Annotated in this window: 20 protein-coding genes and 1 tRNA gene; 9 read left to right on the forward strand and 12 right to left on the reverse strand. The window is 68.6% G+C overall.

Going from position 1 to position 24564, the window contains the following annotated elements; translation table 11 throughout:
• Positions 1-52: 52 nt before the first annotated feature.
• A complete protein-coding gene (metW, locus tag AC07U1_RS06025) occupies positions 53-640 on the reverse strand; it encodes a methionine biosynthesis protein MetW (RefSeq protein WP_495177158.1) in 588 nt (195 codons plus the stop codon).
• Entirely contained in the window at positions 640-1761 is a 1122-nt protein-coding gene (gene metX, locus AC07U1_RS06030) for a homoserine O-acetyltransferase MetX (protein WP_495177157.1), read from the reverse strand. The genes metW and metX overlap by 1 nt, the downstream gene beginning before the upstream one ends.
• 79 nt (positions 1762-1840) lie before the next feature.
• Here metX and hisC point away from each other — a divergent pair, with 79 nt between their 5' ends.
• The gene (gene hisC, locus AC07U1_RS06035; protein WP_495177156.1) at positions 1841-2956 is read left to right on the forward strand and encodes a histidinol-phosphate transaminase; all 1116 of its coding nucleotides are present in this window, start codon (positions 1841-1843) and stop codon (positions 2954-2956) included.
• Between the two features lie 5 nt (positions 2957-2961).
• Positions 2962-3870 carry a prephenate/arogenate dehydrogenase family protein gene (locus AC07U1_RS06040; RefSeq protein ID WP_495177155.1) on the forward strand — a complete coding sequence of 303 codons (909 nt, stop codon included), beginning with the start codon at positions 2962-2964 and terminating at the stop codon, positions 3868-3870.
• Positions 3871-3897: 27 nt separating this feature from the next.
• Here the strand turns inward: AC07U1_RS06040 and AC07U1_RS06045 are convergent, their stop codons facing one another.
• The 4 genes from AC07U1_RS06045 to ftsE are packed head-to-tail and all read right to left on the reverse strand — an operon-like array spanning position 3898 to position 6809.
• Complete coding sequence (locus AC07U1_RS06045) at positions 3898-4629, reverse strand: lysophospholipid acyltransferase family protein (protein WP_187139241.1); 732 nt, start codon at positions 4627-4629, stop codon at positions 3898-3900.
• Between the two features lie 11 nt (positions 4630-4640).
• The gene (locus AC07U1_RS06050) at positions 4641-5171 is read right to left on the reverse strand and encodes a YdcF family protein (RefSeq protein WP_056342029.1); all 531 of its coding nucleotides are present in this window, start codon (positions 5169-5171) and stop codon (positions 4641-4643) included.
• Complete coding sequence (locus AC07U1_RS06055; protein ID WP_056342032.1) at positions 5168-6073, reverse strand: cell division protein FtsX; 906 nt, start codon at positions 6071-6073, stop codon at positions 5168-5170. The genes AC07U1_RS06050 and AC07U1_RS06055 overlap by 4 nt, the downstream gene beginning before the upstream one ends.
• 4 nt (positions 6074-6077) lie before the next feature.
• Entirely contained in the window at positions 6078-6809 is a 732-nt protein-coding gene (gene ftsE / locus AC07U1_RS06060; protein ID WP_056342035.1) for a cell division ATP-binding protein FtsE, read from the reverse strand.
• A 169-nt stretch (positions 6810-6978) separates the two neighbouring features.
• Between ftsE and AC07U1_RS06065 the strand changes: the two genes are divergently transcribed.
• Entirely contained in the window at positions 6979-7767 is a 789-nt protein-coding gene (locus AC07U1_RS06065) for a zinc-ribbon domain-containing protein (protein ID WP_495177154.1), read from the forward strand.
• 130 nt (positions 7768-7897) lie between these two features.
• Here AC07U1_RS06065 and AC07U1_RS06070 read toward each other — a convergent pair whose 3' ends face one another.
• Entirely contained in the window at positions 7898-8935 is a 1038-nt protein-coding gene (locus AC07U1_RS06070) for a YeiH family protein (RefSeq protein WP_056342041.1), read from the reverse strand.
• Between the two features lie 130 nt (positions 8936-9065).
• Between AC07U1_RS06070 and AC07U1_RS06075 the strand changes: the two genes are divergently transcribed.
• From AC07U1_RS06075 to AC07U1_RS06090, 4 genes are all read left to right on the forward strand, one after another.
• Positions 9066-9142: transfer RNA gene (locus AC07U1_RS06075), tRNA-Arg, on the forward strand.
• Between the two features lie 192 nt (positions 9143-9334).
• Positions 9335-11443 carry a glycoside hydrolase family 5 protein gene (locus AC07U1_RS06080; RefSeq protein ID WP_495177153.1) on the forward strand — a complete coding sequence of 703 codons (2109 nt, stop codon included), beginning with the start codon at positions 9335-9337 and terminating at the stop codon, positions 11441-11443.
• Positions 11440-12336 (forward strand): aldose 1-epimerase, encoded by an 897-nt coding sequence (locus AC07U1_RS06085; RefSeq protein WP_495177152.1) that lies wholly within the window; start codon positions 11440-11442, stop codon positions 12334-12336. The genes AC07U1_RS06080 and AC07U1_RS06085 overlap by 4 nt, the downstream gene beginning before the upstream one ends.
• Positions 12333-13832 (forward strand): tryptophan halogenase family protein, encoded by a 1500-nt coding sequence (locus AC07U1_RS06090; protein WP_495177151.1) that lies wholly within the window; start codon positions 12333-12335, stop codon positions 13830-13832. The genes AC07U1_RS06085 and AC07U1_RS06090 overlap by 4 nt, the downstream gene beginning before the upstream one ends.
• On the opposite strand, the gene AC07U1_RS06095 is transcribed toward AC07U1_RS06090, so the two are convergent.
• The 5 genes from AC07U1_RS06095 to AC07U1_RS06115 are packed head-to-tail and all read right to left on the reverse strand — an operon-like array spanning position 13829 to position 21782.
• A complete protein-coding gene (locus AC07U1_RS06095) occupies positions 13829-14848 on the reverse strand; it encodes a cupin-like domain-containing protein (protein ID WP_495177150.1) in 1020 nt (339 codons plus the stop codon). The two genes, AC07U1_RS06090 and AC07U1_RS06095, sit on opposite strands and share 4 nt — an antisense overlap.
• Entirely contained in the window at positions 14845-17343 is a 2499-nt protein-coding gene (locus AC07U1_RS06100; RefSeq protein ID WP_495177149.1) for a glycoside hydrolase family 3 protein, read from the reverse strand. The genes AC07U1_RS06095 and AC07U1_RS06100 overlap by 4 nt, the downstream gene beginning before the upstream one ends.
• 7 nt (positions 17344-17350) lie before the next feature.
• Complete coding sequence (locus tag AC07U1_RS06105) at positions 17351-18613, reverse strand: tryptophan 7-halogenase (RefSeq protein WP_495177148.1); 1263 nt, start codon at positions 18611-18613, stop codon at positions 17351-17353.
• Entirely contained in the window at positions 18610-20121 is a 1512-nt protein-coding gene (locus tag AC07U1_RS06110) for a tryptophan halogenase family protein (RefSeq protein ID WP_495177147.1), read from the reverse strand. The genes AC07U1_RS06105 and AC07U1_RS06110 overlap by 4 nt, the downstream gene beginning before the upstream one ends.
• A complete protein-coding gene (locus tag AC07U1_RS06115; RefSeq protein WP_495177146.1) occupies positions 20118-21782 on the reverse strand; it encodes a glycoside hydrolase family 43 protein in 1665 nt (554 codons plus the stop codon). The genes AC07U1_RS06110 and AC07U1_RS06115 overlap by 4 nt, the downstream gene beginning before the upstream one ends.
• Before the next feature lie 181 nt (positions 21783-21963).
• On the opposite strand from AC07U1_RS06115, the gene AC07U1_RS06120 reads away from it, so the two are divergent.
• Complete coding sequence (locus AC07U1_RS06120; protein ID WP_495177145.1) at positions 21964-23103, forward strand: fumarylacetoacetate hydrolase family protein; 1140 nt, start codon at positions 21964-21966, stop codon at positions 23101-23103.
• A 16-nt stretch (positions 23104-23119) separates the two neighbouring features.
• Entirely contained in the window at positions 23120-24559 is a 1440-nt protein-coding gene (locus AC07U1_RS06125) for an aldehyde dehydrogenase family protein (protein ID WP_495177144.1), read from the forward strand.
• Positions 24560-24564: the final 5 nt, after the last annotated feature.

Below are 24564 nucleotides of genomic sequence, written 5' to 3' on the forward strand. Positions count from 1 at the left end.
GTGCAAGGCCGATAGCGGCCCCCCGCCTTCGCGGGGGCGACGGCCAGAAAGATCACGAGCGTGCGATCAAAAAGATCGCATGTTCGGCGCGCCAGCTGGCGGCGGCGTCGCTCGTCGGCTTGTCGCCCGACAGATACCAGGCGGCTTCGATGCCGATTCCCTTGGCGCCGATCAGGTCGCGGAAATCGCTGACCGTGACATGGTGGATGTTCGGCGTCTCGTACCAGGCGACGGGCAGCAGCCGCGTCACCGGCATCCGGCCACCCCACAAAAGTGCGAGCCGCACCCGCCAATGCGCGAAATTGGGGAAGCTGACAAAGGCACGCGGCGCGATGCGCAGTAGCTCGCCAACGACGAGGTCGGGGCGCTCGGTGGTCTGCAGCGTTTGCGAGAGGATCGCATAGTCGAAAGCGTTGTCGGGATAGTCGGCAAGGTCGCGGTTGGCGTCGCCCTGCACCACCGACTGGCCGCGCGCGATCGCCGCGGTGACGTTGGCGGGGTCGATCTCCAGCCCGCGCGCATCGACGCCCTTGTCGCGCAGCGCCTCCATCAGCTCGCCATCGCCGCAGCCGACGTCGAGCACGCGCGCCGATGACGGCACGGCGTCGGCAATGATCGCGAGGTCGGGACGCAGCGCCATCAGAAGCCGGCTCCCAGCGTGCCCGCGACGATACGGTCGAGCGCGGGCACGTCGAGCAGAAACGAGTCATGGCCATAGGGCGCCGACAGCTCGACGAAGCTCGCGGCGGCGCCGACGCTTTGCAGCGCCTGGACGATGCGGCGCGATTCGGCGGTCGGATAGAGCCAGTCGGTATCGAAGCTGACGAGGGTGAAGCGCACATCCTTCGCCTTGGCAAAGGCGCCCGCGAGGCGGCCGTCGTGCGGATCGGCGAGGTCGAAATAATCCATCGCGCGGGTGATGTAGAGATAGGCGTTGGCGTCGAAGCGATCGGTGAAGGCCAGCCCCTGATGCCGCAGGTAGGATTCGATCTGGAAATCGGCGTCGAAGCCGAAGCTCTTGATGTCGCGCGCCTGCAGCCGGCGGCCGAATTTCTCGGTCAGCCCTTCTTCGGACAAATAGGTGATGTGCGCCGCCATGCGCGCGACCGCGAGGCCTTTCGTGGGCATGCAGAATTTGTCGTAATAATTGCCGTCCTGCCAGTCGGGGTCGGCCATGATCGCCTGCCGCCCGACCTCGTGGAACGCGATATTCTGCGCCGAATGGCGCGCCGCGCTGGCGATCACCAGCGCGCGTTCGAGCCGTTCGGGATAGTGGGCCGCCCAGGCGAGCGTCTGCATGCCGCCCATCGAGCCGCCGACCACCGCATGGAGCCGGTCGATCCCGAGATGATCGAGCAGCATCGCCTGCGCGCGCACCATGTCGCCGATGGTGATCACCGGGAACGCCATGCCGAGCGGCGCGCCGGTCACCGGATCGGGGGTCGCGGGACCGCTCGACCCCATGCAGCTGCCGAGCACATTGGCGCAGATGACGTGGAAACGGTCGGTGTCGATGGGCTTGCCGGGGCCGACCATCCGCGCCCACCAGCCGGGCTTGCCCGTCGCGGGATGGTCGCTCGCAACATATTGGTCGCCGGTCAGCGCGTGACACAGCAGGACCGCGTTCGACTTGTCGGCGTTCAGCGCGCCATAGCTTTGCCAGGCGATCGTCACCGACGGCAGTGACTGGCCGCTGTCGAGCGGCAGCGGGGTCGGGATCGTCACGCTCTGGTGCGATATCTGGTGGAGCGCGCTCGCCATGATGCGCGCGGGGCTAAGCGGGTGTGCGGGGGCTGTCAACGTGCTGGACTCGCGACGCTCAGACGTTAAACGCCGCGGCATGACCGACACGACCCCGACCCTCACCCCCAAGCCGTGGATCAGCGGCATCGCCCCCTATGTGCCCGGCAAGTCGGCCGGCGCCGACGGTCGCCCGCTGATCAAGCTCAGCGCGAACGAAAATCCGCTCGGTACCGGCGCCAAGGCGCGCGAAGCCTTCGCCGCCGCGCAGACCGATGCCGATGCGCTGTCCCGCTATCCCGATCCGGGGTCGATGGTGTTGCGCGAGACGATCGCGGCGAAGTTCGGGCTCGATCCGGCGCGGATCATCTGCGGCAACGGGTCGGACGAATTGCTCCACCTCGCGGCGGGCACCTATGCCGGGGTGGGCGACGAGATCCTCTATGTGCGTTATGGTTTCGCGGTCTACGAGATCGCCGCGCGGCGCGTCGGGGCGGTGCCGGTAGAGGCCGACGACCGCGACTATGCGACCGATGTCGATGCTTTGCTCGCGGCGGTGACCGACAAGACGCGCGTCGTCTATCTCGCCAACCCGAACAATCCGACGGGTACGCTCGCGACGCGCGAAGAGGTCGCACGGCTCTACGCAGGGCTGCCGAAAGATGTGCTGTTCGTGATCGACCAGGCCTATAGCGAATATCTGTCGGCCGAAGAGGACGATGGCGGGCTCGAGCTGGCGAAGAGCGAGCCCAATGTTTTCGTGACGCGCACCTTTTCGAAGATTCACGGGCTGGCGGCCGAGCGGATCGGCTGGGGCTATGCTGCTGCCGACGTGATTTCGGCGCTGCACCGCATTCGCCTCCCGTTCAACGTCACGCGTGCGGGACAGGCGGCGGCGGTCGCGGCGCTCGGTGACGAGGAATTTGTGCGCCATAGCCGCGAGCATAATGCCGAATGGCGCGCCTGGCTGGCGGGCGAGATCGAAAGCCTCGGCAACCATGGCCTGCGTGTCGTGCCCTCGGCATGCAACTTCCTGCTCGTTCTGTTCGAAGGCGATGTCAGCGCCGAGACGGTGTACAACCGGTTGATGGACGCGGGTTATATCGTCCGCTGGCTGCCGGGGCAGGGGTTGCCGGGGGCGCTGCGCATGACGATCGGTACCGAAGACGAGACGCGCGGACTCGCGGCGGCGATCCGCGCCGCGGTCGAAGGCTGACGCGCATGGCGCGCAGCGTCGAGCGGGTCGCGATCGTCGGACTGGGGCTGATCGGCTCGTCGATCGCGCGCGCGATCAAGGACCGGCTGCCGGGCGTGATGGCGACCGGCCATGACGCCAGTGCCGATGTGTGCGACCAGGCGCGGACGCTTGGCCTGTGCGACCATATCGCCGATGCCGCCGACGCGGCGGTTGCCGGCGCCGACCTGGTCATTCTGGCGGTGCCGGTGGGGCGGATGGCCGACGCGGCAGCCGCGATCGCGCCGGGGCTGAAGGCCGAGGCGATCATCTCCGACGTCGGATCGTCGAAGGCGAGCGTTGCCGAGGCGCTGGCAAAGGCGCTGCCCGATCATGCCGTCATTCCGGCGCATCCGGTCGCGGGAACCGAGAACAGCGGCCCGGCGGCGGGTTTCGCGAGCCTGTTCGACGGACGCTGGTGCATCGTCACTCCCGGCGCCGACGCCCCCGCCGATGCGGTGGCTGCGCTCACGACTTTCTGGGAAGCGCTCGGCGCCAGGGTCGACGTCATGGACGCCGCGCACCATGATCTGGTGCTCGCGGTGACCAGTCATCTGCCCCACCTGATCGCCTATACGATCGTCGGCACCGCGAGCGAGCTCGAGGAGGTTACCGAGAGCGAGGTGATCAAATATTCGGCAGGCGGTTTTCGTGACTTCACCCGCATCGCGGCGAGCGATCCGGTGATGTGGCGCGACGTCTTCCTCGCCAACAAGGATGCGGTGCTCGCGACCTTGCAGCGCTTCAACGAGGATCTGACCGTGCTGCAACAGGCGATCCGCCGCGGCGACGGCGCGAAGCTCGAGGAGTGGTTCACGCGGACGCGCGCGATACGGCGGTCGATTATCGCACAGGGCCAGGATGATGCGGCGCCTGACTTTGGGCGGCGGCACTAGGCCAAGCGCTCAGCCTCCGAACGGCAATCAGGGGGCTTTGTAGCCTGCCAACAATGCTTCTGGCGGGTTCAACGCGTTGATCGCGCGCCAGACGCGCTCCTCGGCTTCCTCGCGCGGCAGGCCGGCGGGAATCGTCTCGCCGATCTTGTAGGTGATCGTGCCCGGCCATTTGACCCAGCGGCGCGGCGGATAGACGAGGCCGCTGTTCACCGCGACGGGGATGACGTCGATACCGAGCAGGCGGTACATGCCGGCGAAACCGGGGCGCAGCGGCGGTGCTTCGCCGTGCGGGACGCGTGTTCCCTCGGCGAACAGCACCAGCGGGCGTTCCGCGGCGAGCGCAGCCTTGGCCGCACCGAGCATCGCGCGCATCGCCTTGCCGCCGCCGTCGCGGTCGACGGGGATCAGGCCGTAAAACTGCGCCGCCTTGCCCCAGACGGGGATGTTGAACAGCTGTTCCTTGGCGAAGACCGCGGGGTGCTTGAACAGCCCGGGCTGTTCGATCGTTTCGAACGCGCCCTCATGCTTGAAGACGTAGAGGACGGGGATGTCGGGCATCGCGCCCTCGACGACGATGCGGTGGCCGAGGACGAAGCGGCAGAAGAGGCGGTGCCCCTTCGCCCAGACGCGCACGAACCAGATCGTCGCCTTGTGCGAGATCGGCAGCGAGATGACCGCGCCGATCGAGCTGAAGCTGCTGATCAGGAAGAACAGCATCCAGAAGAGGATCGAGCGGAAGAGGGCGACGGTGTAGCGCATCGGCGCCGCTCTTAAAGGCCCAGGAGCCCGCCCGCCAGCCCGGCGAGATATTTATGATATTCGCGGAACAGGGTCGCGAAGCTCGGCTGGCTGCGCACCGCGTCGGGGACGATCGTCACCTTGTCGCCGACCGCGCGGCCGAGTTCATATTCGGCGCGGCGCATATGCCAGTCGGTGGTGATCAACCGCACGCTCTTGTAGTTGCGCCGCGCAACCCAGGTCGCGACCTCGGTGGCGTTCGAGCGCGTATCCTCGGCCTCGAAGCCCAGCGCGATGCAGCAATCGAACAGTTCCTGCGGCCGTTTATACTCGGCGGCAAGCTCGCGCGGCTTCACCTCGCGCGCGACGCCGCTGATCAACAGGCGCTTGGCGTCCCCGGCTTCGAGCCGTTCGAGCGCGCGGTCGATGCGCCCCGGGCCGCCGGTCAGCACAACGATCGCGTCGGTCTTCTGGTCGCCGGCGGGCAGCGGCGGCAGCAGCGCGAACCACGCGAAGCCGAGCACCCAGGCCAGGAACAGGAGGGAAATGAGGCGCTTGATCATAAAATCTTCTTGAGCGCGGAGAGCAGGGTCAACCGCGCGGTCAGGGCTGCGAGCGCGATAGCCAATAGCGGCAGCGCCAGCAAGAGCGCCCAGCCCATCGGCCCCAGCGAGGCGGTCGCCGCCAGCCCCGATGTCACCCCTGACCATTGCCAGCCGATCAGCAGCATGATCGCCGCGGCGACGACGGTGCCGAGCGCGATGCCGTAGGCGGTGTCGATCGCGATGCGACGCTGGAACAGGCGGGTGATCTGGCGGTCGGTGGCGCCGATCAGGTGGAGCATCTCGATCGTCGCATAATGGGTGCCAAGCGCGGCGCGAGCGGTCATGATCACCACCGCGCCGCTGGCGAGGGTCATGAGCAGCACCATGCCAGCCGCGATCCAGGCGAGGCTGCGGATCAACCGCGCGACGGGGCCGAGCCATTCGGCGTGCGGGATGACGCGAGCACCGGGGGCGGCGCGCGCGACGAGCGCGCGGAGCTGCGCGAGCTGGCCCGCGCGCTCGCCGCCGACGAAGTCGATATCGACCAGCGCGGGCAGGGGGAGCGAGCGCAGCACCGGGTCGTCGCCGCCGGCGCTACCGAGCCATTGGCTTAGCGTCGCGAGCAATTCGTCCTGCCCGACGTTGCGCGCGGTGCGGACATAGGGTGCGGCAAGCGCCTGCCGGCGCAGTTCGGCGGCCTGCTCGGCGCGGGTGACGGGGTTGGCGGTAACGATCTGCACCGTCACCCGCCCCGCGATCGCGTCCCCGATGTTGTTCGCGGCGCGCGCCAGCCCGACCCCCGCACCCGCCGCGAGCAGGGTGAGCATCATCAGGATCGCGATCACCCACGGCGTCGGCCCCGACAGGCGGCGGTCGGGCAGCAGGCGGCGGTGCTGGACGGGAACGCGCGGAATGATCAAGACGTCACACCTTGTTCGCCGGCGGATAGCGCAGCGCCCCGGTCGGGTCGGCGAGCCGCCCCTTTTCCAGCCGCATCATCTGGGCATTGTCGATGCGGCTGATCAGGTGGATGTCGTGGGTCGCGACGACGACGGTTGTGCCGAGCCGGTTGAGCGCCTCGAACAATCCGAGCAGGCGCATCGCCATTTCAGGGTCGACGTTGCCCGTCGGTTCGTCGGCGACGAGCAGTTGCGGGCGGGCGATCACCGCGCGCGCGATCGCAACGCGCTGCTGCTCGCCGCCCGACAGCGTCGCCGGGCGCGCATGGGCACGGTCGTCGAGTCCGATCCAGCTCAGCATTTCGCCGACCGGACCCGACAGATCCTCTTCGCTGACCCCGGCGATGCGCAGCGGCAGCGCGATATTGTCGCGGGCGCTCAAATGCGGGATCAGCCGGAAGTCCTGAAACACCACCCCGATGCGGCGGCGAAAACCGGGCAGGCGCTGGCGCGGCATCGACACCAGATCCTCGCCGAACAGCCGCACCAGGCCACGGCTCGGGCGCTGCGCCAGATAGAGCATCTTCAAAAGCGAGGTCTTGCCCGCACCCGACGGGCCGGTGAGGAAATAGAAGCTGCCGGGTTGCAGGTTGAAGCTGATGTCGGCGAGGACCTCGGCGTCGGGGCCGTAGCGCAGCCCGACGCGGTCGAATTCGACCATCGCGCCGCCGGGGCGCGGGCCGGCGCTGTCCGTCATGGCGTCACCCCGGGGCGGCGCGCGCCCCGATCCGCGCTAGGCAAAGGTGCAGCGTCGGCGTCCATGATGCCGCCTGTTACATGGCTTTCCCACAGTGACAAGCGCCGAGTAGGCCGCCCGGAATGACGCGGCGCTTGCAACCCGCGAATCGGCGTGTTTAGAGGGATTCATGATCCTCGCCTGCCCGTCCTGTCACACCCGCTATGTCGTTCCCGATACGGCGATCGGCGCCAACGGCCGCACCGTGCGCTGCGCCAATTGCCGTCATAGCTGGTTCCAGGAACCCGCGGCGCCGGGCGAGATGCTGTTGACCGACGCGGCGGTTGCGGCACCCGATGCGCCCGCCGCACCGGCGGTGCCCGAGGCCCCCGTCGCGGTGCCGCCGCCGCCCGCCTCGCCGCCGCCGACACCCGCGATCGCGCGCGCGCCAGCCGAAACCCCGCCGTCCGCCGCGTTCGCCGCGCCCCCGGTCGAGCAGAAGGTTACGGTCACCGACGCCGAGGCGCCGCTGCCTTTCCGCCGCCCGCGCCGCAACCCGGCAAAGCGCTGGACGCTGATCGCCGCGGGCGCCGCCGCGCTGATGGTCGCCGCGACCGCGGGCCTTTATTATTTCGGGCTGCCGAGCTGGGCGCAGGGGCTGGGCATTCCCGGCCTCGCCGACGAACCCGACCTCGTCATCGAATTGCCGCCGAACCAGGATCATCGCGAACTGGCCGACGGGACGATCTATTTCGCCGCGTCGGGGGTGATCATCAACCCGACCGACCGCGAACAGCGCGTGCCGCCGATCCTCGCCGAGCTGCGCGATGCGCAGGGGACAATCGTTTACAGCTGGACGATCAAGCCGCCGGTGCGGATGCTGCCCCCGAACGAGAAGGTCAATTTCAGCGAGGCCAAGCTCGACATCCCGCGCCGCGCGTCGCAGCTGACGGTCAGCTGGGCGCTGCCGAAGAACTGACAAACGTCGTCATTAAGAGCGTAGCGAAGCAATCCATGGCGGTTACCGCCTGCTCTGGATTGCCGCGTCGCCGTCGGCTCCTCGCAATGACGAAGGTTATATCTCAGTATCTTACGTTGGCGTCACGCCGTCACAGCAACAGTGCGCCCCCCAACGACAGCAGGAAACTCGTCACCGTCGCGACGATGATCGGCGCGAAGCTGCGCCAGCCCTGGTCGAGCAGCAAATGCAACCGCGCCTTCATCGCGGTCGCGACGATCGCGAGCAGCAACAGCGCCTGCGCCGCGGTGGCCGCGCCGTCGGTGACCGGCTTGGGAATCGCGACGAGTGAATTGATCGCGGCGATGGCGAGGAAACCGAGGATGAACCAGGGCAGGCGCAGCGGGATGCGCGCCTTGCCCGCCGCATCATCCTTGCTGCGCGCCAGCCACAGCCCGACAAGCATCAGCATCGGCGCGAGCAGCGCGACGCGGGTCAGCTTGACGATCGTCGCGACCTCGCCGGCGGGCGCCGAGAAGGAAAATCCGCCGCCGATCGCCTGCGCGACGTCATGGATCGACGCGCCGATCAGGAATCCCGCCTGCGCGTCGGTCAGCCCGAGTTGCGCCGCGAGCACCGGATAGAGCGTCATCGCGAGCGCGCTGGCGACCGTGATGCCGACGAGGGTCAAAGTGAAGCGCGCCTGGTCGACGCGCTTGTCGCCGATCAGCGAATAGAGCGCGAGCGCCGCCGAGGCGCCGCAGATCGCGGTCGCGCCGCCCGCGAGAAGCGCGGCGTGGCGGTCCTGCCGGAACAGTCGCGCGCTGGCGACGGTGATGACGATCACCGCGATCATGATCGCGACCAGCAGCGCGAAGGGCAGCGGCCCGAGATCGACGAGCTGCGCGGCGGTGATGCGGGCGCCGACGAGGACGATGCCGATACGAAGCGCGGTCTGCGACATCAGGTCGAGTCCGGCGTGGGTGCGCTTGTCCTGCGACAGGAAGCTCAGTGCCAGCCCGATCAGCAGCCCCATCAGCACCAGCGGTACGGCATAATGGTCGGCGAGCCAAGCGGCGGCGAGGGCGGCGATCGCGGTGACGAGGACGCCGTGCAGATAGTCGCGCGCGCTGTGCCGCGCCGGCGGATGCGCCTCGAGCTGCATTTCGCCATAAAGGTCGGCGGCCATCGGCCAATTATGCTCGGATGCTTTCACCTGCGCTCCCCTGCGCCATCTTGGGTTCGCTTCGCACATCCGCGGCGCAGCGTCGATAGGCCATTGCTGGCGTGCCGCTCCCTTGCTAGAGGCCGCCGTCTGCGCACCCGTAGCTCAGCTGGATAGAGCGCTGCCCTCCGAAGGCAGAGGCCAGGGGTTCGAATCCCTTCGGGTGCGCCATTTCTCCCCATCGCAAAAATCGCGCACACGATTTCCTTCCCGCGCCAGCGGAATATCGGCGGCCGCGGTGCGGCGCGCCCCTAACGATGCCGCGATCGGATCGTGGCAGTATCGCTTTGACCTCGCGTGCTGGTAGCGCTACCAAATATGTGCGAACTGCGAACGATATGACAGTCGAAGGGAGAAACGGGGATGAAGAAGGCGATGGTCCTGATCGCGGCGATGACGTGCCTGTCGTTGCCCGCCGCCGGTCTGGCGGCGCCGCGCGGCCTGCCGGTCGGCCAGTGCATCAACATGGGCAACAGCCTCGAGCCGCCGACCGAAACGGGATGGGGCGGGCATGCGATCGCCGATGCGGATTTCGCCAATATCGCCGGGGCGGGTTTCAAGACGATCCGCCTGCCGGTGCGGTGGGACAGCCATGCCGCGAAGGACGCGCCCTATACGATCGAGCCCGCCTTCCTCGCGCGCGTGAAGCATGTCGTCGGCGCGGCGCAGGCGGCGGGGCTGAACGTCATACTCGACAGCCATAATTTCGAATCGATGCACAGCGACCCGATCGGCAGCGCCCCCCGCTTCGCAGGCATCTGGAAACAGATCGGGGTCGCCTTTGCCAGGGAACCGACCGCGACCCTGTGGTTCGAACTCGAGAATGAACCGCACGACAAATTCACCAACGCCAACCTGCTCGAAGCCTTGTCGCCGGCGCTCGCCACGGTGCGCGCGACCAATCCCGACCGACCGGTGATCATCGGCGGCGAATATTGGAGCGGGATCGATTCCCTCGCCACGCTCACGCTGCCCGACGATCCGAACGTCTATCCGACTTTTCACTATTATGAGCCGTTCCAGTTCACCCATCAGGGCGCCGAATGGGTCGATCCGTCGCCGCCGCTCGGTCGCGCCTATGGCATTGGTGACGATGCCGAACGGCTGGTGCGCGATGTCCAGAAGATTCGCGATTACACCGCGCGCACCGGACTGCTACCGTTCATGGGCGAGACGGGCGCGCATACGACGGTGCCGCTCGACCAGCGCGTGCAATATCATGCCGCGGTGACCAAGGCCTTCGCCCCGCTCGGCGTCGGCATGTGCATGTGGGCCTATACCAACACCTTTCCCTTTTATGACAGCGACAAGAAGGCGTGGCTGCCGGGACTGCGCGGCGCGATCGGGCTTCCCGATGCGACCACCGCGCCGGCATCCACCGCCGCGTCGCCGGCCCCTGTCGCGGCCGGCGAGCGGCAACCCACAGCCGAACTGCAGGCGCTCGACGACAGTCTGCCGGGCACCCTGATCAACGACCCGTCGGCGCTCGACTGGTCGACCTTTGGCACGATCATGAAGGCGAAGGCCGTCAAATCGGCGGACATCCCCGGCGGCGGCGCGGCGATGCAATTCACGCTGCAGTCGCTGGGCGTCGCGGCCTATGACGCCGGCGCCAATGTTCCGATCCGCACCGCGTTGCGCGGCAAGGGCGATTATGTCGCGGCCTTCTGGGCGCGCACGGTCAAGTCCGACGCGCCCGACGGCAAGGGGCGGATCGGCGTCCGCTTTCAGCAGAATGTCGCGCCCTATGCGGGGTTCGGCGACACCGTCCTGACCGTCGGGTCCGAATGGCAGCTCTACGAAATCGCCGCGACGGCCGATCGCGATGTGCCCAGGGGGCAGGCGGTGCTCGGACTCCAGTTGGCGGGTGCGCGACAGACGGTCGAGATCGGCCAGGTGATCATCGTCGAGGGCGCCAAATCGATCCGTCAGGCCGCGGCACCGGCGGCGCCCGCCGCTGACCCCGAACTGCCGCCGCAACTGGTGGGCAAGGGCGCCCTGCTCAACGATCCGGCGAACCGCGACTGGCTGCTCTATGGTGAGAAACAGGTGGCGAAGGCGACGACGACCAACGTCTATGGCCGCGTCGCGACCTTGCTGACGGTCAGCGCGGCGGGGGCCAACGCCTATGACGCGGGTGCCGCCGTCCCGCTGCGCGATGGAATCGCGGTCGGCGACCGGCTGCGCATAGCGATCCTCGCGCGCACCGTGTCGGCATCGACCCCCGACGGGCAGGGCAAGCTGGCGATCCGGCTGCAGCAGAATGGGGCGCCTTACGATGGCTTTGCCGACAATATATTGGTCGTCGGGCCGAACTGGCGGCTTTACCAGATCGGGACCACGGCATCGCTGGCGCTCGCCGCGGGCAAGGGGCAGCTCGCGCTGCACACCGCCGGGGCGGCGCAGGCGATCGAGATCGGCCCCGTCTATGTCTTGCGCGAAGGGACGCCTTCGGCTGGAATGGGGGAATGACGCCAGCGCCGCCGTTCGACACATTCCGATTGACGGCGGGCGCGGCGGAGCTGGTGCTGGCCCCCGCCGCCGGCGGCGCCATCCTGTCTTGGCGGGTCGACGGCCAGCCGATGCTCCACGACGCGCGGGCGGCGGCGGCACCGGGGTGGAGCCCGCTCGACATGGCGAGTTTCCCGCTCGTGCCTTTCTCGAACCGCATCGGCAGCGGCGCCTTTCTGTGGGATGGCGTCCGTCACCAACTGCCGCCAAGCGCCTTGCCCGACCGTCATGCGATCCACGGCGTCGGCTGGCGGCGGGCGTGGCGGGTGGTCGAAAGCGCCGCCGACCGCGCGCTGCTGCGTCATGACCATGACGCCAGTGTCGACTGGCCATGGCCCTATGCCGCCGAGCAGCGGTTTCGGCTGACCGCGTTCGGGCTGGAGATCGCGATGACCGCGACCAACGCCGCCGATCGCCCGGTGCCGCTGGCGTTCGGTCTGCACCCCTATTTCGACGCGGCGGGCGCGCATCTGCGATTTGCCGCGTCGCCGATCTGGCGGTCGGGCATCGACGGCTTGCCCGCGCGGTCCGAGCCGCCCGGGGCGGACAGCGATTTTCGCGCGGGCCTGGCGGTGGCGGCGACCGACCTCGACAATGGTTATGACGGCTGGGACGGGCGCGCCGCGATATGGTGGGCCGGTCGCCCCTATGCGCTGCGCATCACCTCCGACCTGCCGTGCGCCGTCGTCTATACCCCGGCATCGGCGGACTTCTTCTGCTTCGAGCCGGTGCCGCACAGCAACAATGCGCTGAACCTCGCGGGCGAAGGCCGCGCGATGCCGGTCGTGACGCCCGGCGAGGCCTTTTCCGCCCATGTCCGCTTCGAAGTCCTGCCCCGCGAGGCCGTCCAATGACCGATCCCATCCGCACCATCGTCATCGTCGGCGGCGGCACCGCCGGCTGGATGGCCGCCGTCGCCGCGGCGCGCTTTTTGAACGACGGCCAGCGGCGCATCCTGCTCGTCGAATCCGATGCGATCGGCACCGTCGGGGTCGGCGAGGCGACGATCCCGCCGATCCGCGATTTCAACCGCATGCTCGGCATCGACGAGGCCGAGTTCATCCGCGAAACCGGCGCGACTTTCAAACTGGGGATCGAATTCGTCGACTGGGGCGCGCTCGGCGAGCGCTATCTGCACCCCTTCGGCGATCCGGGGCATAATTTCGAGGGCATCGCCTTTCACCAATATTGGCTGAAGCACCGCCACGATCCGCGCATCGGGCCGTTCACCGACTATTTCATCACCGACGCCGCGGTGCGCCATCGCGGCTGTGCGCCGCAAAGCGGCGACCCGCGCTCGCCGCTCCACCAGATGGCGGCGGCCTATCATTTCGACGCCGCGCTTTACGCGGCCTATCTGCGCCGCCGCGCCGAGGCGCAGGGGGTCGAGCGCATCGAGGGGCGGATCACCGGCGTCGCGCGCGATGGCGGGACCGGCCATGTCGCGGCGTTACACCTCGCCGACGGGCGAGATGTCGCGGGCGATTTCTTCATCGACTGCTCGGGTTTCGTCAGCCTGCTTCTGGGCAAGGAAATGGGGGTCGCCTATCGCGACTGGTCGCGCTGGCTGCCGTGCGACCGCGCGCTCGCGGTGCCGTCGGCGCGAACCGATCCGCTGCCCCCGGCGACGCGCGCCACCGCGCATGGCTTCGGCTGGCAATGGCGCATCCCGCTCCAGCACCGCACCGGCAACGGCATCGTCTGGTCGAGCGCCCATGCCGGCGACGACGAAGCGCGCGACACGCTGCTCGCGAATCTGGACAGCGAGCCGCTCGCCGAACCGCGCGGGCTGCGCTTCACCGCGGGGGTGCGCGAACGCCTGTGGGAGGGCAATGTCGTTGCGCTCGGCCTCGCCGGCGGCTTCATCGAGCCGCTCGAATCGACGAGCATCCACCTGATTCAGACCGGGATCAACAAGCTGTTCTGGCTGTTCCCCGACAGGAGCTTCAGCGCGGTCGAGCGCGACGAATATAACCGGCTGATGATCGATCAATATGAATATGTCCGCGATTTCATCGTGCTGCATTACAAGGCGACCGCGCGCCGCGACACGCCCTTCTGGCGCGACATGGCGGCGATGGAGATCCCCGACAGCCTGGCGCAGAAGATCGAGCTGTTCCGCACCAAGGGCCGCATCCGCCGTTTCGACCACGACCTGTTCGGCGTCGCCAACTGGGCGGCGGTGATGCTGGGGCAGAATATCGTGCCCGACGGCTATGACCCGCTGGTCGATGCGACCGACGATGAGCGGATCGTCGCCGCGATGGAGCGGATCGCGTCGGTGTTCGACCAGCAGGCCCGCGCGATGCCGCCGCACGCCGACTATATCGCACGGCTGATCGCGCGTTAACGCGGCCCCACCAGCCCGCGCAGCACGAAGTTGCGGATCGTCTCGTCGCGCTCGGGCGACGCCGCGCCCTGCACGCCGCGTGCATGCGGCGGCAGATGATCGGCGGCCGCCGCGCCGTCGTCGCCGAAAATATAATGGTCGAACCAGGTACGCCACGCCGCGCGCTCGGCGGCGGGCAGGTCGCGGATTGCGAGCAGCGCATGGGCAAAGGCGAGCAGCGGCGAGCTTCCCGCGCGCGCGTCGAGCCAGTAATTGATCATCAGGTTGAGCGGTCCGGTGGCGCGGATATTGTGCCACCACAGCGACGGGATGAAGATCGCATCGCCGGGGCCGAGGGTTGCGACCTGTGCCGCCTCCATCGCGCCGGCGAAGCGCGGGTAACGCGCGAGGTCGGGGTCGTCGACCGCGACCATGCTCACCGGCTGCCCCGCCGGGGTCTTGTTGAGCGGGCCGAGGTAGAGGTTCGCCACCTGCTCGGGCGGAAACAGGACGAAGCGGCGGACACCCGACACGACAACGGCGACATTGTCCGACTGGTCGAAATGGGTCGCGATATGGCTGTCGTTGCCGATCCACATCCGCGGCGTCGCCCCCGGGGTGTCGAGGGGAAGGCGGTGGTCGGCCAGGAAGCCCGGCATGAAGTCGGCGGCGGCGACCGACCCGGCGTAAAAGCTCGGCGGGGCGGCCTGTTCGCGTGCCCACAGCAGCCGGTCGAGCAGCGGCCCGACGCGCGCCTGTTCGGTGCGGAAATTGAATCCCGCCATATCGTCGCGATAGAAATAATGGCCGGCCATGCCCGGCGGCGCGGTGAAGACGTTCATCGCCGCGCCCTCGCCATAGCCTTTGAGCAATTGCGCCATCGCATCGGGTCCGGCGCGGCCCGCGGCGACCGCGGGCCAGTGGGCGGCCAGCCCGCGCAGCACCAGCGGACGCGCACCCGCCTCGGCCAGCGCCGCCGCGGCATCGGGCGCCTCGACCGCGGCGACCGGCGCGGCGCTGGCCAGCCAGTCGCTCATGGGCAGGGGATCATGACATCCGCGGTCGAGGCGAGCCGGACGTCGGCGAGGCTGAAGCGCGCCGCGCCGTCGGTGGTCAGCCGGAAGGGAGTCTCGACCCTGGTCATGTCGGCGCCTTTGGCCGCAAAGCATTTGAGCGGCACGCCATAGCTGCGCCATTCGCCGAGCGGCGCGGTCGCCAGCGCGGCGAAGGGAATCGCGGTCCGGTTGAAGACCAGCATCGCCGTTTCTGCCGGGGGCTGGTCGACGCGCATCGTCGCGACCAGCAGCAAGTCGCCATTGCTTTCGCGCGTCAGTTCAACGGGCGCGTGGCTCGACACTTCGACCGTCGCGGGGCCGCCCGCGATCGCGAACTGCCGGGCGCCTTCCTGCACGATATGGTCGGTCGCGGTGACGGTGACCCGGCCGCCGAGCGCCTTGGCCGGGACGCTGCTGATCCGTGTCGTGTCGCTCGCGCCGTCCATCACGCGTAGCGACCAGGACGCAGCGGGGACGCCGCGCGCGAACCAGTTGGTGCCGCTGTCGCTGTCCGCGACCCCGGGGTCTTCGGACAATCGGGTCCATGCCCTGTCGTCCGCCAGTCCGAGCCCATAGCCGAAGGGGAACAGCACCGGTCCGTCGGCGCGCGCGGTGGCGGGCCAGGCGGTGGGCAATTTGCCGGTAAAGTCGAAGCGCGCTTTGCCGTCCTTGCCCGCGATCAGCAGGTCGGCGACGCCCCCGCCTTCGGAGCCCGGAAGCCACGCCGCGACAAAGGCGTCCGCCGTGTTGAGTTCGGGGTTCATGAACAGCGGGCGCCCGCTGATCATCACCGCGATGACCGGTACGCCCTGCGCCTTCAGTTTCTGCATCGTCGCGAACGGCGCGCGCAGTTCGGGGCGGAGCTGGAGCGTTTTCAGGTCGCCCTGGAATTCGGCATAGGGGGTCTCGCCGAACACGACGATCGCGGCGTCGGGCTTTTTCCGATAGGCGCCGTCGGGGGCCAGCTCGGCGCTGCCGCCCGCCGCCGTCACCGCATCGTCGATCCCTTTCCAGATCGATGTCGCGCCGGGGAAGTTGGCGTTGGTGACGTCGGTGCCCTGCCAGCTGATCGTCCAGCCGCCCGACTGGCGCCCGATATCGTCGGCGGCGTCCCCCGCGACCAGCACGTGGCTGCCCGGCTTGATCGGCAAAACGCCGCCCTGATCCTTCAGCAGCACCAGCGACTTGCGCACCGCCTCGCGCGCGATCGCGCGGTGGTCGGACGCACCGAGCAAATCCCATTGCCCGGCATAGCGCCGGCTCGACGGCTTGCCGGCCTCGAACAGCCCGAGCCGCATCTTGACGCGCAGGATGCGCGCGACCGCATCGTCGAGCCGCGCCATCGGCACCGTGCCGTCCTTCGCCTGCGCGACGAGCGAGGTCCACATCGCCTTCCAGCTGTCGGGCGCCATCACCATGTCGAGTCCGGCGTTGATTACCTGCGGACACGACGCATTGGTGCATCCGGCGACCTGGCCATGCGCGTTCCAGTCGCTGACGAGGAAGCCGTCAAAGCCCATATGGTCTTTCAGCAGGTCGGTGAGCAGCGACTTGTTGCCGGTGTTCTTGACCCCGTTCCAGCCCGAGAAGCTGACCATGATCGTCGCGACGCCCTCGCCGAGGGCGGGCACATAGGGCGCACCATGAACGTCGCGCAATTGCTCTTCGCTGATCCGCGCATCGCCCTGGTCGCGCCCGTCGAGCGTGCCGCCGTCGGCGAGGAAATGCTTGGTCGAGGCGATGACATAGGGACCCTTGAGCAAATCCTTGCCATCGGCGGGGCCCTGCAGCCCGCGCACCATGCGCCCGACATAGTCGCTGACCAGCGCGGGATCCGACGAATAGCCCTCATAGGCGCGGCCCCAGCGATAATCCTGCGGCACCGTCACCGTCGGGGCAAAGGTCCATTCCATGCCGGTGGTGCGGATCTCGAGCGCGGTCGCCTTCGCGATCCGTTCGATCAGGTCGGGATCGCGCGCCGCGCCCAGCCCGACATTGTGCGGGAACAGGGTCGCGCCGACGATATTGCTGTGGCCGTGGACCGCGTCGGTGCCCCAGATGATCGGGATCGCGACCCCGCCGCGGCTTGTGTCCACCGACGCCGCGTAAAATTCGTCGGCGAGCGCGAGCCATTTTTCGGGTGGTGCCAGATCGTCGCCCCAAGGCCCACTGCTGCCGCCGTTGAGGATCGATCCCAGATGATAGGTGCGCGCGTCTTCCGGTGTCGCGCTGCCGATATCGGCCTGGACGATCTGGCCGACCTTCTCCTCGATCGTCATGCGCGCGATCAGCGCCGCGATGCGCGCCTCGGTCGCGGCATCGCGCGGCAAAGGCCATTTCGGCGCGGGCCATTTTTCGGGGTGCGCCGTCGCCTCGGGCGGCGTCGGGGCGAGCAGCAACGGCTTTTCCCGTGCGGCCCCCTGCACCGCGCAGGCGGATGAAAGCAGGGGGAGCAGCCAGACATGCTTGCGCATCATGATCCTCTCATTGGGGTGCCGCGCGGGCGATGGTCGTTCGGACGATGTCCTCGGACAGCGCCAGCGCGGTTGGGTCGATGCGGCGCGGCGGCGGGCGCAGCGCCATCAGGCGTGCCAGCCACTGGCCGGGGGCGATCGGGTCGAGTTCGGCGGTTGCGATGCGACCGCGCGCGTCGAACGCCGTCAGCATCGCGATCAGGCTGTCGGATCGCGCGGTACCGTCGGGGGCGAGGCACAGGCTGCTCCAGTCGCCGAGCGCATCCTGCGCGATGGCGGTCCGCCTGACATATTCGCGCGTGTCGCGGCCTTGGCCGTCGGGGCGCGGCAGCAGCGCGATGACGCGCAATATGTCCTCGATCGCGTTGCCCAGCAGGCTGCCGTCGACGACCGGGACGCGGACCGCGGCCTCGCCGATCGCGACGGCATTGCCTTGCCAGCTTTGCACGAGACGACCGGGCGCGGGGCCGCCGCCGGGTGCGATCGTCGCGCGCCAGCGGCGCGTTTGCCAGTCGAGTCCGTCGGGCGTCGTCGCCAGCACCTCCTCGCCGACCGCCCCGCCGCCTCCGGGCGCGACGGCAAGCGTCAGCGCCGGAAGCCATGGCGACCAGCCGTGCCAGCCGATGTCCAGCGCCGACAGCAGGCGCGAGCATGGACCGGCGGCGTCGATGTAAAGATCGGCGGTCAGCGTTTCGCCCGCCGGAATGACGATGCCCTGGATGGCCTCGCCGTCGGTTTCGACCCGAATGCCGGCGGCGTCGCGCCGGACGATGTTCAGCGTCGCCGCCATGTCGCCGAGCAGGGCGGCATAAGCGGCGGCATCGAAACGCGCGCCGAAACCGCCCTCGTCGCCGCGCGCGTCGCGAAGCGCGAGCAGCATCGCGGCGAAATCGGGGGTGGCGTCGGTGGTTTCGGCGCGGTGGCGGAGCCAGATCTGATGGAGCGCGACGCCCTCGACGAAGGGAATCGCGGCGGTGGCCGCCTCGCGAACCGCGGTGCCATCCGCCGCGACATAGCGTCGCAGATGAACCGGTTCGGCCTTGGCGCGCCGGGCGAACAGCCGGGGGTCGAGCCCGACCTGGCGATGGAATTTGTGGATGACCGGCGTGGCCGCGCCGAGCCGGTCGATCCAGCTTTCCCGATTGGCCGGCAGCTGGACGAGCGTGACCGCCGCGCCCGGCAATGCCCGGCGCAGCGCGATCGCCGCCGCGAGGCCGACGATACCGTCGCCGATGACCAGCACCGACCGGGTTTGGGCGTGCGCGCCGGTCATGCCGCCTCCCACGCCCCCGCCGCTCGCAGATATTCGGCGTGGTCGGGCCACGCCGCGACGCGGCTCCGGATCGCGCCGTCGAGGTCCGCCAGCGACTGCGCGACGCGGTTCTGCGGCGGGATGTCGGCGCGCTGGTCGTATCCGCGCGGCATCACCCCCTGGCCGAGGTACACCGCGACCCAGCTCGCCTCGAGGAACAGGCCCTCGGTATAGCGTTCGACCCGCCCGCTGTCTTTCCACAGCGCCATCTTGCGTTCGAGTTCGGGGGGCAGCGCCATCGTGCGGACATGGTTCCAGAAGTCCGAATCGTCGCGCCGCGTCGCATGATAGTGGAGGATCAGGAAGTCGCGGATGCGGTCATATTCGCGGTCGACCAGCGCGTTGAAACTGTCGCGATCGCACGCGTCGATCCGGCGCTGCGGAAACAGCTCGACCAGCCGCGTGACCGCTTGCTGGACGAGGTGAATGCTCGTCGATTCGAGCGGTTCGAGGAAGCCGCTGGCGAGCCCGATCGCGACGACGTTGCGATCCCAGCTTTTCGTCCGCCGCCCGGCGCGAAAGCGCAGCACGCGCGGGTCGGCGAGCGGCTCGCCCTCGACCGCGCCGAGGATCGCGGCGCACGCCTCATCCTCCGACACATGATTGCTGGAAAAGACATAGCCGTTGCCGACGCGGTGCTGGAGCGGGATGCGCCAGCGCCAGCCGGCGGGCATCGCGGTCGCGCGCGTATAGGGTTCGATCGGACCGTCGGGCGAGGCGCAGGGCAGGGCGGCGGCGCGGTCGCACGGCAACCATTCGGACCAATCCTCCCATGGCGATTGCAGGGTTTCACCGATCAGCAGCGCGCGAAATCCCGAGCAGTCGATGAACAGGTCGCCTTCGATCACATCGCCGCGATCGGTGCGCAGCCGCGCGACATCGCCGCTCGCCGCGTCGCGTTCGACCGCGACGACCTTGCCCTCGGTGCGCCGGGTGCCATGCGCCTCGGCGAAGCGGCGCAGCATCGGCGCCATGCGGGTGGCGTCGAACTGATAGGCATAGCTGTAGCTGCTATCGAGGAGGTCGCCGCCCTCCGGGACCGGGGCGAAGCGTTTGCCGCGCGCCGCGACGATCGGCAGCGAGAAATCGTCGATCGGCGGGACCGCGCCCGCGGCCTGCATCCGCAGCCAATAATGGTGGAAACCGACCCCCGCTATGTCGGTACCATAAGCGCCGAAGGGGTGGATATAACGCTCGCCGATTGCACCGAAATCGACGAAGTCGATGCCGAGCTTGAAGGTCGCGCGGGTGGTGCGCATGAATTCCATCTCGTCGAGGCCGAGGCGGCGGATGAATTCGCGCAGATGCGGCAGGGTCGCTTCGCCGACCCCGACGATGCCGATTTCCTCGGACTCGATCAGCTCGATGTCGGCCTGTCCGGGCAGCAATTTGGCGAGCGCGGCGGCGGTCATCCAGCCGGCGGTGCCGCCGCCCAATATGACGACGCGGACGGGGGCGGGGGCGTTCAAGGCGCCGCGTCCGCGCGCGCGGCGTGCGGGCCGATCACCGCGCCGGTGAACAGGCCGGCGCCGACGGTCGCGAGGATCGACGCGTCGACCCCGGTCGCGAGTTGCTGCCAGTCGGCGCCGCCGTGCACGCGCCACCGCAGGTCGGCCTTGTCGCGTCTGATGCGGACCTGCAGGTCGATCGCCGCTGGCGCCTTGTCGGCGAGCGCGACGCGGCTCGTCATCACGCCGTCCGCCGGTTCGCCGGCGCTGGCGCGGCGGCGCGCGACGATCGCGTCGCCGTCCGCCAGCCGCTCGCGGCCGAGGAAGAGGAAATGATTCTCGTCGGTGAGCGCGAGCAGCCCGGCACGGTCGCCGACCGCCTGCGGCGCGAACGCGACGCTGGTCTCGATCACCGCGTCATGGTGGCGCAATCTTTTGCCGACGAAACTCGGCTGGTCGAGCGATCCCGCGGCGACCGGCCGCGCGGTCAGGTGCAGCGCGCCGCGCTGGTCCGACAGGCTCCACCAGTTTCGCCCGCGCGGCGTGCGCAGCATCATCCATTCGAGCGCCAGCCGGCTGTCGTCGAATTCGTCGCGCCAGTCGTCGAGGCTGTCGCCCGCGAACGCCGGCAGGGCGGGGCGCCTGGCGGTCGGCGGTATCGCCGCCCCCGGCGGCAATATCTCCGGCCAGCCGTCCTGCCATGTCACCGGCAACAGGAACGTCTCGCGCCCCAAATTGGTCTGCTGGCCCGTATAGGGGCGCGTCGCGAGGAACACCGCCCACCAGCTGCCGTCAGCGATCTGCACGAAGTCGGCATGGCCGGTCGCCTGCACCGGCCACGCGCGGCTCTCGGGCAGGTCGCGCTGGGTCAGGATCGGATTGTGCGGACCCGCGACATAGGGCCCGGTCACCGTCTCGGCGCGGTAGATCGTCTGGCTGTGCCGGTCGGCGGTGCCGCCCTCGGCCGCGGTCAGATAATAAAAGCGCCCGACCTTGTAGATATGCGGCCCCTCGGCCCAAACCGGCTTGTCGGCGGCCACGACGCCCTTGTCGACAAGCAGGGTGCGCGTCGTGGCCATCTTCATCGCGGCAAGGTCGATCTGCTGGATCCACAGCGCCCGGTGGCCGTCATATTCGGGCTCGCCGGGCGGCGCGTCATTATAGGCGATCCACGCGCGGCCATCGTCATCGACGAACAGCGACGGGTCGATCCCGCCGAATTCGAGCCAATGCGGGTCGGACCAGGGTCCGGCGGGATCGTCGGCGGTGATGATGAAATTGCCGTCGCAGTCGATGCAGGTGTTGACGATATAGAAACGGTCGCCGTGGTGGCTGATCGCCGGCGCGAACAGGCCGCGCGTCACCCCGACCTTGCCGATCGTCAGCTGGCCGGGCCGGTCGATCGCATTGCCGATCTGGCGCCAGTGGACGAGGTCGCGGCTGTGATAGACCGGCAGGCCCGGGAACCAGCTGAAGGTCGAATTGACCAGATAAAAATCGTCGCCGACCCGGACGACCGACGGGTCGGGCTGGAACCCCGGGAGCACCGGATTGGCGAATTCGCCGGGTTTCAGGGCAGATGATTCGGCATCGGGCGTGCCCGAATAGGCGACATAGTCGAAGCGAGCGACCGGCGCGGCGGCACCCTGCGCGGCGACCGGTGCGGTCGCCAGCGCCAACACCAGCGCTGGCGCCGGCCAAGCAATATTGCGCCAACCTGGCAACCCGTTCCTCCCGCCCCATGCGTCCGGTCGGGTATCCCTTCCTCGCGGCGCATGATTTTCTATCGCCAACCTTGACACGATCCCCTAGAGCGTGATGGTAGCGCTATCACAACAATGGCTGCGGGGAGGTTTCAGGTCAATGGGTTTTGCGTTGAAGGCCGTTTTGCCGTCCGATTGGCGCACCGCGCGCCTGCTCGGGCGAGTCGATTTTGGTGCGGGGCCGACCCCCGTGCTGATCGACGGCGGCACGCTCCATGACCTCACCCCCAGCGCCGCGACGGTATCGGCGGCGATCGCGCGGCGACAATGGCTGCCCGAACATGGAAATGTGTTGGCCGAACTCGACGCGGACGCCCCGACGCTGCCCGATGGCGCGACCTTGCTCAGCCCCATCGACCTGCAGTGCATCAAGGCGGCGGGGGTGACCTTCGCCGTCTCGGCGATCGAACGGGTGATCGAGGAACGCGCGCGCGGCGACGCCTCGCAGGCGGCGACCATCCGCGCCGGGCTGGAACAGCATGTCGGGCAGGGCATAAGATCGGTGGTTCCGGGCTCGCCGGAGGCTGCGGCGCTCAAGGCGGCGCTGATCGCCGAGGGCATGTGGTCGCAATATCTCGAGGTCGCGATCGGCCCCGATGCCGAGGTCTTCACCAAATCGGCGGTGCTATCGTCGGTCGGTTATGGCGCGCCGATCGGCGTGCGGTCGGATTCGAGCTGGAACAACCCCGAACCCGAGGTCGCGCTGATCATGGACGGCGCGGGTCAGGCGGTCGGTGCGACGCTCGGCAACGACGTGAACCTGCGCGATTTCGAGGGTCGCTCGGCGTTGCTGCTCGGCAAGGCGAAGGACAATAATGCCTCGGCCGCGCTCGGCCCCTTCATCCGCCTGTTCGACGATGGCTTCACCATCGACGATGTCCGGGGTGCCGAGGTCGACCTGCGTATCGAGGGCGCCGACGGCTATGTGCTGACCGGCCACAATCATATGGGGCAGATCAGCCGCGATCCGCTCGACCTCGCGGCGCAGGCGCGCAGCGAGCATCATTATCCCGACGGCTATGCGCTCTATCTCGGCACCTTGTTCGCACCGACCCAAGACCGCGACGTCGTCGGCGGCGGTTTCACCCACAAGGTCGGCGACCGGGTGACGATCTCGGCCGAACGACTAGGGACGCTGGAGAATATTGTCACCACATCGCGCGATGCCCCCGCCTGGACGCTGGGCATCGCGGCCCTGTTCCGCAATCTGGCGAGCCGCGGGCTCATCGATCGCATCTGAAGGATCCGACTGCACAATGACTTTGAAGCTTGGCCATTTGATAAACGGCGAACGCATCGGCGCCGACAGCGCCGCGCTGGAAAGCCTGAACCCGTCGAATACCGACGAGGTCGTGGCGCTGTTCCCGGCGGGTGACGCCGCCGCGGTCGATGCCGCGGTCGCCGCCGCGCGCGCCGCGCAGCCGGGCTGGGCCTATGCCTCACCCGAAGTCCGCGCCGACCTGCTCGACAAGGTCGCGGCGACGATCATGGCGCGTGCCGCCGAGCTTGGCGAACTGCTCGCGCGCGAGGAAGGGAAGACCAGCGCCGAGGGCATGGGCGAAGTGATGCGCGCCGCGCGCATCTTCCGCTATTTCGGCGGCGAGGCGCTGCGCCGTCACGGCCAGACGCTCGAATCGACGCGCCCCGGGCTCGACGTCGCGACCTATCGCGAGGCGGTCGGCGTCTATGGCCTTATCACGCCGTGGAATTTTCCGATCGCGATCCCGGCGTGGAAGGCCGCTCCCGCACTCGCCTTCGGCAATGCGGTGGTGATGAAGCCCGCCAATGTCACGCCGGCGACCGCAAGCGCGCTCGCCGACATCATCATGGAATGCGGCGCGCCGCCGGGAGTGTTCAACCTCGTTCTGGGGCAGGGCCAGGTCGGCGCAGCGATCGCCGATCATCCCGATGTCGACGCCATCTCCTTCACCGGCTCGCAGGGGGTCGGCGCCAAGGTCGGCATGGCCGCGATGATGCGGCAGGCGCGGGTGCAGCTGGAGATGGGCGGCAAGAACCCGCTCGTCATCCTCGCCGATGCCGACCTCGACAAGGCGGTGGGAATCGCCCTCGACGGCGGCTTTTTCCAGACCGGGCAGCGCTGCACCGCTTCGTCGCGGGTGATCGTCGAGGACGCGATCCACGACCGCTTCGTCGCGGCGCTGGCGGAAAAGGCCAAGGGGCTGCGCGTCGGCGCGGCGCTCGACCCCGAAACGCAGGTCGGTCCCGCCGCGAGCGAAGCGCAGTTCGAACAGAATCTGCGCTATGCGAAGATCGCCGTTGACGAAGGCGGGCGCTGTGTCACCGGCGGCGATGCGGTGAAGGGCGCGACGCCGGGCTATTATATGGCGCCGACGCTGATCGCCGATACCGATCCCGACATGCGGATCAACAACGAAGAGGTGTTCGGCCCGGTGGTCTCGACGGTGCGGGTCAAAGATTATGACGCCGCGCTCGAACTCGCCAACGCCGGCGAATTCGGGCTGTCGTCGGGCATCGTCACCAACAGCCAGAAACACGCCCGCCATTTCCGCAAACATGTCCGCGCCGGCATGGTGATGGTCAATCTGCCGACCGCCGGGGTCGATTATCATGTGCCGTTCGGCGGGACGCGAAAATCGAGCTATGGTGCGCGCGAACAGGGCTTTGCCGCGGTCGAATTCTACACCCAGATCAAAACGGTCTACACGGGGGATTGAGCGTG

Source organism: Sphingopyxis sp. GW821-FHT02C12 (assembly GCF_059421785.1).

Excerpts from the sequence above, each read along its gene's own strand:
- AC07U1_RS06080 (WP_495177153.1), top strand. The coding sequence starts at position 9,335 with ATGAAGAAGGCGATGGTCCTGATCGCGGCGATGACGTGCCTGTCGTTG.
- AC07U1_RS06085 (WP_495177152.1), top strand. The coding sequence starts at position 11,440 with ATGACGCCAGCGCCGCCGTTCGACACATTCCGATTGACGGCGGGCGCG.
- AC07U1_RS06090 (WP_495177151.1), top strand. The coding sequence starts at position 12,333 with ATGACCGATCCCATCCGCACCATCGTCATCGTCGGCGGCGGCACCGCC.
- AC07U1_RS06050 (WP_056342029.1), bottom strand. The coding sequence starts at position 5,171 with ATGATCAAGCGCCTCATTTCCCTCCTGTTCCTGGCCTGGGTGCTCGGC.
- AC07U1_RS06105 (WP_495177148.1), bottom strand. The coding sequence starts at position 18,613 with ATGACCGGCGCGCACGCCCAAACCCGGTCGGTGCTGGTCATCGGCGAC.
- hisC (WP_495177156.1), top strand. The coding sequence starts at position 1,841 with ATGACCGACACGACCCCGACCCTCACCCCCAAGCCGTGGATCAGCGGC.
- metX (WP_495177157.1), bottom strand. The coding sequence starts at position 1,761 with ATGGCGAGCGCGCTCCACCAGATATCGCACCAGAGCGTGACGATCCCG.
- AC07U1_RS06070 (WP_056342041.1), bottom strand. The coding sequence starts at position 8,935 with ATGGCCGCCGACCTTTATGGCGAAATGCAGCTCGAGGCGCATCCGCCG.
- AC07U1_RS06040 (WP_495177155.1), top strand. The coding sequence starts at position 2,962 with ATGGCGCGCAGCGTCGAGCGGGTCGCGATCGTCGGACTGGGGCTGATC.
- AC07U1_RS06045 (WP_187139241.1), bottom strand. The coding sequence starts at position 4,629 with ATGCGCTACACCGTCGCCCTCTTCCGCTCGATCCTCTTCTGGATGCTG.
- AC07U1_RS06125 (WP_495177144.1), top strand. The coding sequence starts at position 23,120 with ATGACTTTGAAGCTTGGCCATTTGATAAACGGCGAACGCATCGGCGCC.
- AC07U1_RS06100 (WP_495177149.1), bottom strand. The coding sequence starts at position 17,343 with ATGATGCGCAAGCATGTCTGGCTGCTCCCCCTGCTTTCATCCGCCTGC.
- ftsE (WP_056342035.1), bottom strand. The coding sequence starts at position 6,809 with ATGACGGACAGCGCCGGCCCGCGCCCCGGCGGCGCGATGGTCGAATTC.
- AC07U1_RS06120 (WP_495177145.1), top strand. The coding sequence starts at position 21,964 with ATGGGTTTTGCGTTGAAGGCCGTTTTGCCGTCCGATTGGCGCACCGCG.
- AC07U1_RS06095 (WP_495177150.1), bottom strand. The coding sequence starts at position 14,848 with ATGAGCGACTGGCTGGCCAGCGCCGCGCCGGTCGCCGCGGTCGAGGCG.
- AC07U1_RS06065 (WP_495177154.1), top strand. The coding sequence starts at position 6,979 with ATGATCCTCGCCTGCCCGTCCTGTCACACCCGCTATGTCGTTCCCGAT.
- metW (WP_495177158.1), bottom strand. The coding sequence starts at position 640 with ATGGCGCTGCGTCCCGACCTCGCGATCATTGCCGACGCCGTGCCGTCA.